Below are 16,486 nucleotides of genomic sequence, written 5' to 3'. Positions count from 1 at the left end.
CAAGGTGGAGCGATGGACCAGCGGATCAGCTTCGTGACCCTCGCCGTCCGTGACCTCGACGCGACGCGTTCCTTCTACCTCGACGGGCTCGGCTGGGAGGCCGCGCTCGACGTGCCGGGGGAGGTGCTGATGATCCAGGCCGGGCAGCACCTCGTGCTCTCGCTGTGGGCGGAGGCCGGCTTCGAGGCCGAGGTCGGGCCGATCAGGCGTGGCCCCGGCCTCGCCCCGATCACCCTCGCCCACAACGTGCCGGCGCCCGAGGAGGTCGACGCCGTGCTCGCGACCGCCCGGGCCGCGGGTGCGGAGCCCGTCACCGACGCCGTCGCGCGCGACTGGGGCGGCTACACCGGCTACTTCGGCGACCCCGACGGCTACCGCTGGGAGGTCGCGCACAATCCCGGACCGATCGGACAGGTGGTGCTCCCGTGAACGACCCGAAGACCGTGCTGCGCTACCCGCAGGTGCAGGCCGAGGCGCTGGCCGACTGGCGCTTCTTCCTCATGAAGCTGCACGCCCGGTTCCGCACCGGGAGCTTCGTGAAGGGGCTCGAGCTGGTCACCCGGATCACCGAGGCGGCGGAGGAGGCCGACCACCATCCCGACGTGGTGCTGACCTATCCGCAGGTCGACGTCGACCTGCACAGCCACGACGTGCACGGCGTGACCAGCCGCGACATCGAGCTGGCCCGCCGGATCTCCGCGATCGCGGCCGAGCTCGGCATCGAGGCGGCGCCCCGCGAGGTCTCGACGCTGGAGCTCGCCCTCGACGTCCCGGACGGGGAGGTCGTGAAGCCGTTCTGGGCCACGGTGCTGGGCTACGACGACGAGGCCTACCACCAGGTCGAGGACCCCGGCGGCCGCAACAACGCGCTCTGGTTCCAGGAGGCGCCGGACGCGACGGGGGAGGTGCAGCAGCGGTTCCACCTCGACATCGTCGTCCCGCGCGAGGTCGCCGAGGAGCGGGTGGCCGCCGCGGTCGCGGCGGGCGGGTCGCTGGTCACCGACGAGTACGCGCCGGCGTTCTGGGTGCTGGCCGACGCCCACGGCAACAAGGTCTGCGTGTGCACCGCGGACGGCCGGGAGCCCGCCGCCCAGTGACACGGGCTGAGTGACGGGCTGGGTGACACGGGCTGAGACGGGTGTCCCGGATGCTGGGACGCCTGTCACACTCGGATGCGGGCGTGAGCCCCGGGCGGCTACGGTGAGCCCATGCGCCAGGACATTCTTGTACGCACGCGACGTGTGAGCTGAGTCGGACCGACTCCGCACGCACGTCACCCCTCGCCGCCCGTCGCCGGGCCGAGGGGTTTTTTGTTGGGCTGAACCATCAGCAGGGCACGGCAGGGCAACGAGACAGGACACAGACCGATGAGCGAGCAGGTGACAGGCGCCCAGAGCCTGATCAGGTCGCTGGAGGCCGCGGGGACCACCGACATCTTCGGGATCCCGGGCGGCGCGATCCTCCCGGCGTACGACCCCCTCATGGACTCCTCCATCCGGCACGTCCTGGTGCGCCACGAGCAGGGCGCCGGGCACGCCGCGCAGGGGTACGCCGCCGCGACCGGCCGGGTCGGCGTCTGCATGGCCACCTCCGGACCCGGCGCGACCAACCTGGTCACCCCGCTGGCCGACGCCCACATGGACTCCGTCCCGATCGTCGCCGTCACCGGCCAGGTCGGCGCCGCGATGATCGGCACCGACGCCTTCCAGGAGGCCGACATCCGCGGCATCACGATGCCGATCACCAAGCACAACTTCCTGGTCACCGACCCCGCCGACATCCCGCGCACCGTCGCCGAGGCGTTCTACATCGCCTCGACCGGGCGTCCCGGCCCGGTGCTCGTCGACGTCGCGAAGTCCGCGCTGCAGGCGACCACGACGTTCCACTGGCCGACCGAGCTGAACCTGCCCGGCTACCGCCCGGTGACCAAGCCGCACTCCAAGCAGATCCGCGAGGCCGCCCGGCTCATCCTCGAGGCGCGCCGTCCGGTCCTCTACGTCGGCGGCGGCTGCATCCGCGCCGGTGCCGCTCGTGAGCTGCGGGTCCTCGCCGAGCTCACCGGGATGCCGGTGGTCACGACCCTGATGGCCCGCGGTGCGTTCCCCGACAGCCACCCGCAGCACCTCGGCATGCCGGGCATGCACGGCACGGTGGCCGCGGTCGCCGGGCTCCAGCGCAGCGACCTCATCATCAGCCTCGGTGCCCGCTTCGACGACCGGGTCACCGGCAACCTCGACTCCTTCGCGCCCGGTGCCCGGGTCATCCACGCCGACATCGACCCGGCCGAGATCGGCAAGAACCGCGCGGTCGACGTCCCGATCGTCGGCGACTGCCGCGAGGTGATCAGCGACCTCGTCGTCGCGCTGACGGCGGAGGCCGACGCCGGCCACACCGGTGACTACGAGGCGTGGGTGGAGTTCCTCGCCGGGGTGAAGCGGAAGTACGCCCTCGGCTACGACAAGCCCGCCGACGGGGGCCTCGCGCCGCAGTACGTCATCGAGCGGCTCGGCGCCATCGCCGGCCCGGAGGCGATCTACACCTCCGGTGTCGGCCAGCACCAGATGTGGGCCGCGCAGTTCATCGGCTACGAGCACCCCGGCACCTGGATCAACTCCGGCGGCCTCGGCACGATGGGCTTCTCGGTCCCGGCCGCGATGGGCGCGAAGGTCGGCATGCCCGACTCGACCGTGTGGTCGATCGACGGCGACGGCTGCTTCCAGATGACCAACCAGGAGCTGGCCACCTGCGCGATCAACGACATCCCGATCAAGGTCGCGATCATCAACAACGAGTCGCTGGGCATGGTCCGTCAGTGGCAGACGCTCTTCTACAACGAGCGCTACTCCAACACCGACCTGCACTCCAAGCGGATCCCGGACTTCGTCAAGCTCGCCGACGCCTACGGCTGCGTGGGCCTGGCCTGCGACAGCCCGGACGACGTCGACGCCACGATCGGCAAGGCGATGGAGATCAACGACGTCCCCGTGGTCGTCGACTTCCGGGTCCACCGCGACGCCATGGTGTGGCCGATGGTCGCCGCCGGCACGAGCAACGACGACATCAAGTACGCGCGCGACCTGGCCCCCCAGTTCGCCGACGACGCAGACCTGGAGCTCCGGCCATGAGCGAACGCAGCGACACCCGGCACACCCTCTCGGTCCTGGTCGAGAACAAGCCCGGCGTCCTGGCCCGGATCGCGGGCCTGTTCAGCCGTCGCGGCTTCAACATCGACTCGCTGGCCGTCGGTCCGACCGAGCACCCCGAGGTCTCCCGGATGACGATCGTGGTCAACGTGGAGGAGTCGCCGCTCGAGCAGGTGACCAAGCAGCTGAACAAGCTGGTCGAGGTGATCAAGATCGTCGAGCTCGACGGGTCCGCCTCGGTCAACCGCGAGCTGCTCCTGGTCAAGGTGCGCGCCGACGCCGCGTCCCGCGGCCAGGTCCTCGACGCCGTCCAGCTGTTCCGCGCCAAGGTCGTCGACATCGCGCCCGACGCGGTCACGATCCAGGCGGTCGGCAACGCCGACAAGCTGTCCGACCTGCTGCGCGTGCTGGAGCCGTTCGGCATCCGCGAGCTCGTGCAGTCCGGCATGGTCGCGATCGGTCGCGGCTCCCGTTCCATCTCCGAGCGCACCCTGCGCCCGGTGACCGTCCCCGCCCCGCCCGCGGCGGGCTGAGGTTCCAACCAGAAGGAGTAGCCCCCGTGGCTGAGATGTTCTACGACGACGACGCCGACCTGTCCCTGATCCAGGGCAAGAACGTGGCGGTCATCGGATACGGCAGCCAGGGCCACGCCCACGCGCTGTCGCTGCGCGACTCGGGCGTCGACGTCCGCGTCGGCCTGCAGCCGGGCTCGAAGAGCCGCGCGAAGGCCGAGGCCGAGGGCCTGCGGGTGGTCACCCCCGCGGAGGCGGCGGAGGAGGCGGACGTCGTCGTCATCCTCGCTCCCGACCAGCACCAGCGGAAGCTCTACGCCGAGGAGATCGAGCCGCAGCTGGCCCCGGGCGACACGCTCGTCTTCGGCCACGGGTTCAACATCCGCTTCGGCTACATCACCCCGCCGGCCGGCGTCGACGTCTTCATGGTCGCCCCGAAGGGCCCCGGCCACCTGGTCCGCCGCGAGTACGTCGACGGGCGCGGCGTGCCCGTGCTCGTGGCCGTCGAGAAGGACGAGTCCGGCAACGCCTGGCCGCTGGCGCTGTCGTACGCCAAGGCCATCGGCGGTCTGCGGGCCGGCGGCATCAAGACCACCTTCACCGAGGAGACCGAGACTGACCTCTTCGGTGAGCAGGCCGTGCTCTGCGGCGGCGCCTCCCAGCTGGTGATGTACGGCTTCGAGGTGCTCACCGAGGCCGGCTACCAGCCCGAGGTCGCCTACTTCGAGTGCCTGCACGAGCTGAAGCTCATCGTCGACCTGATGTACGAGGGCGGCATCGCCAAGCAGCGCTGGTCGGTGTCCGACACCGCCGAGTACGGCGACTACGTCTCCGGCCCGCGGGTGATCACCCCCGAGGTGAAGGAGAACATGAAGGCCGTCCTCGAGGACATCAAGAACGGCTCGTTCGCCCAGCGCTTCATCGACGACCAGGACGCCGGCTCGCCCGAGTTCACCGCCCTGCGTAAGAAGGGCGAGCAGCACCCGATCGAGGAGACCGGTCGCGAGCTGCGCAAGCTGATGGCCTGGGTGAAGTCGCACGACTCGGACTACACCGAGGGCACCGCCACCCGCTGACGCCCCGCGCGACGCCGGGTCGGCGCAGATGTCACGGACATCTGCGCCGACTCGCATTTCGGCCGCGGGCGTTTCGGCCGCGGACCGGGGTGGGTACGAGGTCCTGCGGTGCACGTCATCGGGGCGTGGACCGACGGCTCGGCCGCAGGAGGCACTCGGACATGACCACCGGCACGCAGGAGCGCGAGACCAAGCAGCGCAGCACCAAGCTCCTCCGCGAGGTGGGGCTGATCGGCCTGATGTGGGCCTCGATGGGCTCGATCATCGGTTCGGGGTGGCTCTTCGGCCCGCAGGAGGCGCTGATCGCCGCCGGCCCGGCCGCGATCATCTCGTGGGTGATCGGCGGCATCGCGATCGTGGTCCTCGCGCTCGTGCACGCCGAGCTCGGCGGCATGTACCCCGTCTCCGGGGGCACCGCCCGGTTCCCGCACTACGCCTTCGGGGGCGTGGCCGGTGCGTCGTTCGGCTGGTTCGCGTGGCTCAACGCGGCCACGGTGGCGCCGATCGAGGTCTCGGCGATGCTGACCTACGCCGGCCACTACGACTTCGCGAAGGGCTGGATCGACCCGGAGACGGCGGTCCTCAGCACGACCGGCATCGTCGTGGCGATCATCTTGATGGCGCTGCTGACGGCCATCAACTTCCTCGGGGTCAAGCGCCTGGCCACGACCAACAGCGCCGCGACCTGGTGGAAGATCGCGATCCCGCTGCTGACGATCCTGGTGCTGGCGATCGCCAACTTCAACCCGGGCAACCTGACGGCGGCCAACGGCTTCAGCCCGGAGGGCCTCAAGGGCATCTTCGCCGCCGTCTCCACCGGCGGCATCATCTTCAGCTACCTCGGCTTCGAGCAGGCCGACCAGCTGGCCGGCGAGTCCGCGAACCCCAAGCGCGACGTGCCGTTCGCGATCATCGGGTCGGTCATCTTCGGGACGATCCTCTACATCCTGCTCCAGATCGTGTTCCTCTTCGCGCTGCCAGCGAGCGCGATCGGCGACACCTGGGACCAGGTCGGCCCCGGGCTCTACACGACCTTCACCGGCCCGTTCGCCGAGATCGCGACCCTACTCTCGCTCGGCTGGCTGGCCGCGATCATCTACGCCGACGCCATCATCAGCCCGGGAGGAACGGGCCTCATCTACACGACCGGCTCCTCGCGCCTGGCCTACGGCCTGGCCCGCAACGGCTACGTCCCCGCCGTCTTCGAGTGGACCAACAAGCGCAGCGTGCCGTGGGCCGGGCTGATCGCCGCCTTCGTCACCGGCTGCATCTGCTTCCTGCCGTTCCCGAGCTGGCAGTCGCTGGTGGGGCTGATCACCAGCGCCTCGGTGCTGATGTACGGCGGCGCGCCCCTCTCGCTCGGCGCGTTCCGTCGTCGCCTGCCCGACGCCGAGCGCCCCTACCGGCTGCCGGCCGCCGCGGTCATCTCGCCGCTGGCCTTCATCATCGCGAACCTGATCATCCTGTGGACCGGGTGGGACACCATCTGGAAGCTCGGCGTCACGATCCTCATCGGCTACGCCATCTTGGTCGGCAACCGGGTCCTCGGCCTGAACTCCCACAAGCCGACGCTGGACTGGAAGGCCGCGTCGTGGCTGATCCCGTACCTGCTCGGCATGGGCGTGATCGTCTACATCAGCGACTTCGGGCCGAAGGGCGACGACGCCCTCATCCCGTTCGGCTGGGACGCCCTCGTCGTGGCCGGCTGGAGCCTGGTCGTCTACTACTGGGCGATGGCGGTGGCGCTGCCGACCGCGATGATCGAGGAGATGATCGGCGAGGTCGAGCTCCCGGAGGAGGGCATGGAGCCGGTCGCCCACTAAACGCCCTCCGGACGGTAGGTTGCGCGGGTGGAGACGGAGGGATCCGGGCCGTCCGCACCCGTGCCCGTGCCCGAGCTGGTCAGCCACCCCGACCACACGGGTTGGTCGGACTCGGCTGCCCGCTCGGTGCTGCAGCTGATGGTGGAGTCGGTGGCCGAGATGATCGGCTTCGAGGTCGCCGCGCTCTCGGTCGTGCTCGACGACGAGCTCGTCACCATGGCCTACACCGGCCCCGAGCAGTTCCGTGACTACCTCATCGACAACCCCGACCCGGTCTCGGTGATCGACCCGGTCGTCGAGCGCGGCGACACCTGGGGCCGGTTCCACTTCCTGCCCGCCGAGCGCTACGACGGCGACCTCGACGGTCACTGGGTCGTCACCGCCGAGGAGCCGGCGGCGCCGCTGCCCGACGCCTGGAACCCGCTCGACGTGCTCGTCGGGCGGCTGACCGACGACGACGGCCGGCTGGTGGGCGTGCTCTCGGTGGACAACCCGGTCTCGGGGCGCCGGCCCGACGAGGCCCAGCGCCGGCTGCTGGAGCGATACGCCGCGCAGGCCGAGCGGGCCGTGCTGACGGCCTTCGAGCGGGAGGAGCTGGTCCAGCAGGTCGCGCACGCCGAGGCGGCCCGGCGGTTGGTCCGCTCCGCCTCGATCTCCACGCACACCACCCTCGACGACGTGCTGCGGCACACCCACCGCTCGCTGGTGAAGGGCTTCCGCGCCAGCGGGTCGTGGATCCACGTGCTCGACGGGCGCCGTGCGGGCTTCGGCTACGCCCGGTCCCACGTGGGCGAGATGGTGCACCTCTCCGACGAGGTCGTCGCGCTCGCGGCGCAGATCGCGCCGCAGCTGTGGGACGAGCAGCGGGTGCTGGTGGTCAGCGCCGGCGAGTCGACCGAGGTCCCCGACCCCGTGCACCGCCAGCTCGCGGACCTCGAGCTCTCCTCCGTGCTGGCCGTGCCGCTCGGCGTCGGCACCGAGTGCGTCGGCTTCCTGGTGCTCACCCGGCGGGCGCAGGACCCGCCGTGGTCGACGGTCGAGACCACCTCGGCGCTCGAGATCGGACACGACCTCGGTGCCGCCCTGCTCACCTCCCGCGCCCTGGAGAGCGAGCGCGACCTCGTGGACGAGCTCCAGCAGCTCGACGCCTACCGCACCCAGCTGATCGCCACGCTCTCGCACGAGCTGCGCACCCCGCTGACCGTCATCTCCGGCAACCTCGAGCTGCTCGAGATGAACGGCGTGCCGCCGGACGCGGAGCGCTTCGTCGCGGCGATGGCGAGGGGCGCGGACCGGATGCAGAAGGTCGTCGACGACCTGCTCCTGCTGGCCCGGGTCAGCCATCCGCAGCACCCGCTGGTCCGGGCCGGTGTGGACCTGGCCGACCTGGTCGGCGACGTCACGCTGCTGGTGGAGTCCACGGTCCGTGCCAAGGAGCAGACCCTCGACGTCGTCCTCGCCGACGCGCCGCTGCTCGTCTGCGGCGACCCCGGCGAGCTCGACCGGATGCTCGGCAACCTGGTCAGCAACGCGGTCAAGTACACCCCGAGCGGCGGCCACGTCACCGTGTCCGCGGAGCGTGCCGGCAAGGACGTCGTGGTGCGGGTCTCCGACGACGGGCTCGGGATCTCCGAGGAGGACCAGGCCGGGCTCTTCGGCGCGTTCTTCCGGACGACGAACCCGGCCGCCCTCAGCGAGCCCGGCACCGGGCTGGGGCTGGCGATCGTGGCCACCATCGTCGAGCGGCACGGCGGCAAGGTCGCGGTCGAGTCGCGGCTGGGGGAGGGCGCCACGTTCACGGTGACGCTCCCCGCCGCGCGCGAGGGGGAATGAGCGTCGGGCCGCCCGACGTTCGGCCCACGTGCGTATCGAGATCTGGAGCGACGTCGTCTGCCCGTGGTGCTTCGTCGGCAAGCGTCGCCTGGAGGCCGCGCTCGCGGGCTTCGACCACGCCGACGAGGTGGAGGTCGTCCACCGCTCCTTCGAGCTGGACCCGACCGCCCCGCAGCACGGGACGGAGCTCTCGACCGGCGTGATCGCGCGCCGGTACGGCCGCACCGAGGACGAGATGCGCGACATGCAGCAGCAGCTGATCGACCTCGCGGCCGAGGACGGCCTCGAGCTGCGGCTCTTCGAGACGGTGCACACCAAGACCGTGGACGCGCACCGGCTGCTGCACCTCGCCCTGGACACCGGCGGCCCCGACATCCAGGCCCGGCTCGCCGAGGCGTTGCTGGCGGCGTACTTCCTCGACGCCGAGGACGTCGGCGACCACGCGGTGCTCGCGCGGGTCGCGACGGCGGCCGGCCTCGACCCGGCGCGGGTCGCCGAGGTGCTCGCCGGCCACGAGTACGCCGACGCGGTGGAGGCCGACGTCGCGCAGGCGCGCGCGTTCGGCGCGACCGGTGTCCCGTTCTTCGTCGTCGACCGCCGCTACGCGGTCTCCGGCGCCCAGCCGGCCGCGGTCTTCGAGCGGCTGCTCCAGCAGGCCTGGGCGGAGTCGCACCCGGTGCCGTCGTGACGAGTTCCACTTTGGTTAGGCAAACCTAACCAGGTTCGCGTAGCATCCGGACCGTGCTCGCCAACTACCTGATCGGCCTGCGCGAGGGACTGGAGGCGGCCCTCGTGGTCAGCATCCTCGTCGCGTACCTGGTCAAGACCGACCGACGGCACCTGCTGCCCCGGATCTGGCTCGGCGTCGGCATCGCCGTCGCCGTGGCGCTGGCCTTCGGCTTCGCGCTGTTCTTCGGGCCGCGGAGCCTCACCTTCGAGGCGCAGGAGGCGATCGGCGGGATCCTGTCGATCCTCGCCGTCGTCCTGGTCACCTGGATGATCTTCTGGATGGCGCGCGCCGCGCGGTCGCTCAGCGGCGAGCTGCGCGGCCAGATCGACCAGGCGGCCGAGGGCTCCTGGTGGGCGCTCGTCCTCGTCGCCGTGCTCGCCGTCGGGCGCGAGGGCCTCGAGACCGCGCTGTTCCTCTGGTCGGCGACCGAGGCCGTCACCCGCGACAGCGACGCCACCTGGCAGCCGCTGCTCGGGGCCGCGCTCGGCATCGCGACCGCGGTCGTGCTCGGCTACCTGCTCTACCGCGGCGCGATCCGCATCGACCTCGCGAAGTTCTTCACCTGGACCGGCGCGTTCCTCATCCTGGTCGCGGCCGGCGTCCTCTCCTACGGCGTCCACGACCTCCAGGAGGCCGGCATCCTGCCCGGCCTCAACACGCTGGCCTGGGACGTCTCGGACACCATCGACCCGAGCACCTGGTACGCCACGCTGCTCAAGGGTGTCTTCAACTTCTCACCGGCCACCACCGTCCTCGAGGCCGTGGTCTGGGTCCTGTACGTCGTCCCGGTGATGTTCCTGTTCCTCCGCGGCGCCCGGCGCCGCAGTGCCGCGGCCGCGTCGCCGGCCCCGGCGCCGACCCCCGTCAACCGCTGACCGGAAATCCGAGCCCAGAAAGCACCCACCTGATGCGTCTTCCCCTCCTCGTCGCGCTGCTCGCCGCGACGCCGATGGTCGCTGCCTGCACCGAGAACGCCGACGGGTCCGACACCGCCGGCTCCGACGACTCCCGGACGATCACCGTCAGCTCGACCGACGACGGCTGCGAGCTCTCCAGCACCGAGGCACCCTCCGGCACGCTGACCTTCAAGGTCACCAACGACGGCTCGCAGGTCACCGAGTTCTACCTGCTCGGCGAGGACGGCCAGCGGATCGTCGGCGAGGTCGAGAACATCGGCCCGCAGCTGTCCCGGGACCTCGTGGTCAGCGCACCTGCCGGCGACTACGTCACCGCCTGCAAGCCCGCCATGAAGGGTGAGGGCATCCGCGGCGACTTCACCGTCACCGAGTCCGACCAGGAGCCGACGGCCGCCACCGACGGTGAGGCGGTCGAGCAGGCGCTGGAGTCCTACGAGGACTACGTCGGGGAGCAGACCGAGCAGCTGGTCGCGAAGACCAGGACGTTCGTCGCGCTCTACCGGGCCGGCAAGGACGACGCCGCCCGCGCGCTCTACCCGGTGGCCCGCACGCACTGGGAGCGGATCGAGACCGTCGCGGAGTCCTTCGGCGACCTCGACCCGAAGATGGACGCCCGCGAGGCCGACCTCGAGCCCGGGCAGAGGTGGACCGGCTGGCACCGCATCGAGAAGGACCTGTGGCCGCCGGCGACCGGCTACACCGCGCTCACCCCGCAGCAGCGGAAGGTCTTCGCCGACGACCTGATGGCCAACACCGAGACCCTCGAAGGTCGGATCGACGACCTCACCTTCACCGTCGACCAGGTCGCCAACGGCTCGCGCGGCCTGCTCGAGGAGGTCGCGACCGGCAAGGTCACCGGCGAGGAGGAGATCTGGTCGCACACCGACCTGTGGGACTTCCAGGCCAACGTCGACGGCGCCCGGGTCGCCTTCGAGGGCCTGGAGCCGATCGTCGAGCAGAAGGACCCCGACCTCGCCCAGACCCTCGAGGCCCGGTTCGCGGCGCTCCAGGAGCTGCTCGACGCCCAGCGCACCGCCGACGGCTTCGTCTCCTACGACCAGCTCACCCCCGCCCAGGTGCGCGAGCTCTCGAACGCGGTGAACGCGCTCTCCGAGCCGCTCTCGCAGCTCACGGGGGCCGTGCTGTCGTGACCGAGCACGGCGTCTCCCGGCGCGGCCTGGTCGGCGGCGGTGTCGCCGTCGCCGGGGTGGCCGCGGGTGCGTTCGTGGCCGGCCGGGCGACGGCGGCCGAGGGCTCCGCGGGCCCCAGCGCCGAGGACGCGTTCGCCTTCCGCGGCGCCCACCAGGCCGGCATCACGACCCCGGCGCAGGACCGGCTGCACTTCGCGGCCTTCGACGTCACCACGGGCTCACGGGCCCAGCTGGTCGCGCTGCTGAAGGCCTGGACCGAGGCGGCCGACCGGATGACGAGCGGGCTCCCGGCCGGTGAGGTCGGCCCGACCGGCGGGGCGGCCACGATGCCGCCGGACGACACCGGCGAGGCCATCGGGCTGTCGGCCAGCGGCCTGACCATCACCTTCGGCTTCGGGCCCACCCTCTTCCGCGACGCGCACGGCCGCGACCGGTTCGGGCTCGCGGACCGCCAGCCGGACGCGCTGCGCACGCTGCCGCACTTCCCGGGCGACGCGCTCGACCCCGACCAGTCGTACGGCGACCTGTGCATCCAGGCCTGCGCGGACGACCCGCAGGTGGCCGTGCACGCGATCCGCAACCTCGCGCGGATCGGGTTCGGCACCGTCGCGGTGCGCTGGTCGCAGCTCGGCTTCGGGCGCACCTCGACGACGTCGACCGCCCAGTCCACGCCCCGCAACCTCTTCGGCTTCAAGGACGGCACGGCCAACATCAAGTCCGAGGAGACCGCGGACGTCGAGAAGCACGTCTGGGTCGGTGCGGGCGACGACGCGAGGGCGGGCTGGCTCGCCGGCGGCTCCTACCTCGTGACCCGCCGGATCAACATGACGATCGAGGTCTGGGACCGCCAGCCGCTCGGCGACCAGGAGGCCTTCGTCGGGCGGACCAAGGACTCCGGCGCCCCGCTCTCCGGTGGCACCGAGCTCACCGAGCCGGACTTCGCGATGCCCGGCAGCGACGGCCCGGTCATCCCGCGCGACGCCCACGTCCGGGTGGTGCACCCCGACACCAACGACGGCGTCCGGATGCTGCGCCGCGGCTACAACTTCGTCGACGGCTCCGACGCCCTCGGTGGGCTGAACGCGGGGCTGTTCTTCATCGCGTTCGTGCGCGACCCGGACACCCACTTCATCCCGGTCCAGAACAAGATGGCCAAGGTCGACGCGCTGATGGAGTACCTCAAGGTCACCGGCTCGGCGCTGTTCGCCGTGCCGCCCGGGATCGGCCCGGGCGAGCACGTCGGCCAGGCGCTGTTCAGCTGAGCTCGATCACCCGCTCCACGCCGACGTCCTCCAGGAAAGCCGGGTCGTGGCTGACCACGACGAGCGCGCCCCGGTAGGAGGCGAGCGCCGAGACCAGCGCGTCGTACGACGCGAAGTCGAGGTTGTTGGTCGGCTCGTCGAGCAGCAGCAGCTGGGGCGCCGGGTCGGCCAGCAGCAGCGCCGCCAGCGTCGCCCGGAACAGCTCGCCGCCGGACAGGTCGCCGACCCGCTTGTCCGCGGCCGTGCCGCGGAAGAGGAACCGCGCCAGCCGCGCCCGGACCGCGTTCGCGTCGGCCCCCGGCGCCCGCCGCGCGACGTTGCCGTAGACGCTGTCGTCGGGGTCGAGCACGTCGAGCCGCTGGGGGAGCAGCGCGACCGGCACCCGGGCGTGCTCCACGAGCCGGTGCAGCAGCGTGGTCTTGCCCGACCCGTTGGGGCCGACCACGCCGATCCGGTCCGGGCCGCTGATCGCCAGGTCGGTGCCCTCGACCTCCTCGAGCACGACCCGCCCGCGCGGCACCTCGGTGCCGGGCAGGTCGACCCGGATCTCGCGGTCCTCGCGCAGCCGCGCCTCGGCCTCCTCGAGCCGTCCGCGGGCCTGCTCGAGGCGGTCGTCGTGGACGCCCCGCAGCCCGGCCGCCGACTGCTCGGCGCGGTTCTTCTTGTAGTTGATCTGCGCCTTCCCGAGCCCGCCGCTGATCTCCGCCTTCTTCGCGACCCGGCGCCGCTGGGCGAGCTGCCGCTCGGCCTCGACCCGGTCCTGGCGCTGCCGGCGCAGGTCGGACCGCGCGGACGTGACCGCCTGTCGGGCGGCCTCCTGCTCGGCCTCGACCTGGGCGGCGTAGGACGACCAGCCGCCGCCGTACCACCGCACCGAGCCACCGCGCAGGTCGCCGATCCGGTCCATCCGCTCGAGCAGCTCGCGGTCGTGGCTGACGACGAGCAGCGAGCGGCTCCAGCCCTCGACGACCTCGTAGAGGCGCCGGCGGGCGTCGCGGTCGAGGTTGTTCGTCGGCTCGTCGAGCAGCAGCACGTCGGGACGCCGGAGCAGCAGCCGGGCCAGCCCGAGCTGGGTCACCTCGCCGCCGGAGAGCTCGCCGAGGCGACGGTCCAGCACGTCGCGGGGCAGGCCGAGCCGGCCGAGCTCCGCGACCGCGCGCTCCTCGACGTCCCAGTCGTCGCCGATGGTGTCGAGGTACGCCGCGAGCTCGGCCGGATCCGCGGTGCCGGACTCGACGGCCCGGATCGCCCGGCGCACCGCGCCGACGCCCAGGAACTCCTCGACCCGCTGGTGCACGTCGAGGGTGAGATCCTGCTGGAGGTAGGCGACCTCGCCGGCGACGCTGACGTGCCCGGCGGTGGGCTGCAGCAGGCCGGCGACGAGGCGCAGCAGGGTGGACTTCCCCGCTCCGTTGAGGCCGACCAGGCCCGAGCGGCCGGGGCCGACGAGCAGGTCGAGGTCGTGCAGGACGGGGGTGCCGTCCGGCCAGGCGAAGCCGAGGCCGGAGGCCGTGATGACAGCCGTGGTCGAGGACATGGGGGTGCTCCTGGTGAGGTGGTGTGGTTCGGGGGACACCTCAGAGCTCCACGGGGCCTGCCTCGGGTGGGGGGATGGGACCGGACGAGGGTAGGCGAGCCGCGGACCGGACGCACCCGAATTTCCCGGCTACCGTCGGGTACAGTCGCTCGGGAGCACAGTGTCGTGCCGTTCCCACCCGCACGACGTCGAGGACAGCCGCTGTGAGCATGCCCGTCGTACTCATCGCCGAAGAGCTCAGCCCCGCCACGGTGGAGGCGCTGGGCCCGGACTTCGAGGTCCGCCACTGCAACGGCGCCGACCGGGAGGACCTGCTCCGCTCGATCGTCGACGCGGACGCCGTGCTGGTGCGCTCGGCCACCCACGTCGATGCCGAGGTGCTCGCCGCCGCCCGCCGCCTCAAGGTCGTCGCCCGCGCCGGGGTCGGCCTCGACAACGTCGACGTGCGCGCCTCGACCCTGGCCGGCGTCATGGTCGTCAACGCGCCGACGTCCAACATCGTCTCCGCCGCCGAGCTCGCCGTCGCGCTGATGCTCGCCGCTGCCCGGCACGTCTCGCCGGCGCACGCCGCGCTCCGCAACGGCGAGTGGAAGCGGTCCCGCTTCACCGGCGTCGAGCTCTTCGAGAAGACCGTCGGGATCGTCGGCCTCGGCCGGATCGGGGTCCTGGTCGCCCAGCGGCTGTCCGCGTTCGGCATGCAGGTGATCGCCTACGACCCCTACGTGCAGGCCGGCCGGGCCGCCCAGATGGGCGTGAAGCTCGTCGACCTCGACACCCTCCTGGCCGAGGCGGACTTCATGTCCGTGCACCTGCCCAAGACGCCCGAGACGATCGGGCTGATCGGCACCGAGGAGCTGGCCCGGGTCAAGCCGTCGCTGATCCTGGTCAACGCCGCGCGCGGCGGGATCGTCGACGAGGTCGCTCTCTACGCCGCGCTCAAGGAGGGCCGGGTCGCGGCCGCCGGGCTGGACGTGTTCGCGCAGGAGCCGTGCACCGACAGCCCGCTCTTCGAGCTCGAGAACGTCGTCGCCACCCCGCACCTGGGCGCCTCGACCGACGAGGCCCAGGAGAAGGCCGGGATCGCCGTCGCCCGCTCGGTGCGGCTCGCGCTCTCCGGCGAGCTGGTGCCCGACGCCGTCAACGTGCAGGGCGGCGTGATCGCCGAGGACGTGCGGCCCGGGATCCCGCTGGCCGAGAAGCTCGGCCGGCTGTTCACCGGCATCGCGGGCGAGGTCGCCCAGCAGGTCGACGTCGAGGTCCGCGGCGAGATCACCGAGTACGACGTCAAGGTGCTCGAGCTCGCGGCGCTCAAGGGCCTCTTCGCCGACGTCGTCGAGGAGCAGGTCTCCTACGTCAACGCTCCGCTGCTCGCGGCCGAGCGCGGCTGCGCCGTACGCCTGGTGACGGAGTCGGAGAGCCCCGACCACCGCAACCTGGTGACGCTGCGAGGGACGCTCGCGGACGGGTCGCAGGTCTCGGTGAGCGGCACCCTGATCGGGATCGGCCAGCGCGAGCGGCTGGTGGAGGTGAACGGGTTCGACGTCGACATCGAGCCGACCGCGCACCTGGCGTTCTTCACCTACCAGGACCGGCCCGGCATGGTCGGCACCGTCGGCGGGATCCTCGGCGAGGCGGGTGTCAACATCGGCGGCATGCAGGTGTCGCGGACCGAGCCCGGCGGCAAGGCGCTGGTCGCGCTCTCGGTCGACACCGCGATCCCGCACGACGCGCTGGCCGACATCCAGCACGCGATCGAGGCGGTCTCGGTGCGCGCGGTCGACCTGGTCTGACGCGTCGCGTCGGACGTCCCCCACCTGGGCGGTGAACGGCCCTACCTTGCAGGTATGGCCGACATCCTCCTGGGCCTCCTCGCGGTCATCGCCGGGGGCGCCATGCTCGTCGCAGGGCAGTTCGTCCTGCGGTTCATGATCCCCGTCTGGGGCTTCTTCGCCGGGTTCGCGTTCGGCGCGGGCCTGGTGGCCCAGTTCGCCGACGAGCACTTCCTCGGCACGGTCCTCGGGTGGGCGCTTGGTCTGCTCTTCGCGCTCGTCTTCGCGGTCCTCGCCTACCTCTACTACTACATCGCGATCATCATCGCGATGGGCGCGGCCGGCTTCGCGATCGGCTCCGGCATCATCGTCGCCCTCGGGATCTCCTGGAACTGGCTGGCGGTCCTGGTGGGTCTGGCCCTCGGGATCGTGGTCGGCTTCGCCTGCGTGCTGGTGGACATGCCGATGATCGTGCTCGTCATCGTCGGCGCCATCGCCGGCGCGGTGAGCGTGACCTTCGGCCTGATGCTGATGTTCGGCGACCTGAACTCCCGCGAGTTCACCAACGGCGACTTCACCGACACGGTCGCGCACAGCGCCGGGTGGTCGATCCTGCTGCTGGTGCTCGCCCTGGTCGGTCTCGTCATCGGGGCGCGGCAGCGGGCCGTCATGCGCCAGAACGTCCGCGAGGTCTGGTACGCCGAGCCCTCCTGAGCGGCGGGTCTCCGTCGGC

General features: G+C 71.8%; 14 protein-coding genes. 13 read left to right on the top strand and 1 reads right to left on the bottom strand.

Going from position 1 to position 16,486, the window contains the following annotated elements:
* Nucleotides 1-12: 12 nt before the first annotated feature.
* From ACILQ5_RS08155 to efeB, 11 genes are all read left to right on the top strand, one after another.
* Nucleotides 13-429 (top strand): VOC family protein, encoded by a 417-nt coding sequence (locus ACILQ5_RS08155; protein WP_395657486.1) that lies wholly within the window; start codon nucleotides 13-15, stop codon nucleotides 427-429.
* Complete coding sequence (locus tag ACILQ5_RS08150) at nucleotides 426-1,097, top strand: 4a-hydroxytetrahydrobiopterin dehydratase (RefSeq protein ID WP_395657485.1); 672 nt, start codon at nucleotides 426-428, stop codon at nucleotides 1,095-1,097. Before ACILQ5_RS08155 ends, ACILQ5_RS08150 begins: the two co-directional genes overlap by 4 nt.
* A 270-nt stretch (nucleotides 1,098-1,367) precedes the next feature.
* A complete protein-coding gene (locus ACILQ5_RS08145; RefSeq protein WP_407077005.1) occupies nucleotides 1,368-3,125 on the top strand; it encodes an acetolactate synthase large subunit in 1,758 nt (585 codons plus the stop codon).
* Nucleotides 3,122-3,676 (top strand): acetolactate synthase small subunit, encoded by a 555-nt coding sequence (ilvN, locus tag ACILQ5_RS08140; protein WP_395657484.1) that lies wholly within the window; start codon nucleotides 3,122-3,124, stop codon nucleotides 3,674-3,676. Before ACILQ5_RS08145 ends, ilvN begins: the two co-directional genes overlap by 4 nt.
* Nucleotides 3,677-3,702: 26 nt before the next feature.
* Nucleotides 3,703-4,731, top strand: a complete 1,029-nt coding sequence (gene ilvC / locus ACILQ5_RS08135) for a ketol-acid reductoisomerase (RefSeq protein WP_395657483.1) — start codon at nucleotides 3,703-3,705, stop codon at nucleotides 4,729-4,731.
* Between the two features lie 161 nt (nucleotides 4,732-4,892).
* Nucleotides 4,893-6,554, top strand: coding sequence for an APC family permease (locus ACILQ5_RS08130; RefSeq protein ID WP_395657482.1), 1,662 nt, complete (start codon nucleotides 4,893-4,895; stop codon nucleotides 6,552-6,554).
* Between the two features lie 27 nt (nucleotides 6,555-6,581).
* On the top strand, nucleotides 6,582-8,387 hold the full coding sequence (locus tag ACILQ5_RS08125; protein ID WP_395657481.1) for a sensor histidine kinase: 1,806 nt from the start codon (nucleotides 6,582-6,584) through the stop codon (nucleotides 8,385-8,387).
* A 28-nt stretch (nucleotides 8,388-8,415) separates the two neighbouring features.
* The gene (locus tag ACILQ5_RS08120) at nucleotides 8,416-9,075 is read left to right on the top strand and encodes a DsbA family oxidoreductase (RefSeq protein WP_395657480.1); all 660 of its coding nucleotides are present in this window, start codon (nucleotides 8,416-8,418) and stop codon (nucleotides 9,073-9,075) included.
* A 53-nt stretch (nucleotides 9,076-9,128) separates the two neighbouring features.
* The gene (efeU, locus tag ACILQ5_RS08115) at nucleotides 9,129-9,992 is read left to right on the top strand and encodes an iron uptake transporter permease EfeU (protein ID WP_395657479.1); all 864 of its coding nucleotides are present in this window, start codon (nucleotides 9,129-9,131) and stop codon (nucleotides 9,990-9,992) included.
* 32 nt (nucleotides 9,993-10,024) lie between these two features.
* A complete protein-coding gene (gene efeO / locus ACILQ5_RS08110; RefSeq protein ID WP_395657478.1) occupies nucleotides 10,025-11,185 on the top strand; it encodes an iron uptake system protein EfeO in 1,161 nt (386 codons plus the stop codon).
* Nucleotides 11,182-12,447, top strand: a complete 1,266-nt coding sequence (gene efeB / locus ACILQ5_RS08105) for an iron uptake transporter deferrochelatase/peroxidase subunit (protein ID WP_395657477.1) — start codon at nucleotides 11,182-11,184, stop codon at nucleotides 12,445-12,447. Before efeO ends, efeB begins: the two co-directional genes overlap by 4 nt.
* Here the strand turns inward: efeB and ACILQ5_RS08100 are convergent.
* Nucleotides 12,440-13,984: an ABC-F family ATP-binding cassette domain-containing protein gene (locus ACILQ5_RS08100; protein ID WP_395657476.1), complete on the bottom strand. Its 1,545-nt coding sequence runs from the start codon at nucleotides 13,982-13,984 to the stop codon at nucleotides 12,440-12,442. The genes efeB and ACILQ5_RS08100 overlap by 8 nt on opposite strands.
* Before the next feature lie 209 nt (nucleotides 13,985-14,193).
* Between ACILQ5_RS08100 and serA the strand changes: the two genes are divergently transcribed.
* Complete coding sequence (gene serA / locus ACILQ5_RS08095; RefSeq protein WP_395657475.1) at nucleotides 14,194-15,774, top strand: phosphoglycerate dehydrogenase; 1,581 nt, start codon at nucleotides 14,194-14,196, stop codon at nucleotides 15,772-15,774.
* A 54-nt stretch (nucleotides 15,775-15,828) separates the two neighbouring features.
* Nucleotides 15,829-16,467 (top strand): hypothetical protein, encoded by a 639-nt coding sequence (locus ACILQ5_RS08090; protein ID WP_395657474.1) that lies wholly within the window; start codon nucleotides 15,829-15,831, stop codon nucleotides 16,465-16,467.
* Nucleotides 16,468-16,486 lie beyond the last annotated feature (19 nt).

It is taken from the genome of Nocardioides sp. (genome assembly GCF_044226305.1).
GTDB lineage: Bacteria > Actinomycetota > Actinomycetes > Propionibacteriales > Nocardioidaceae > Nocardioides.
Note: the sequence above shows the minus strand (reverse complement) of the source record. Positions and strands in the feature narration are given on the sequence as shown.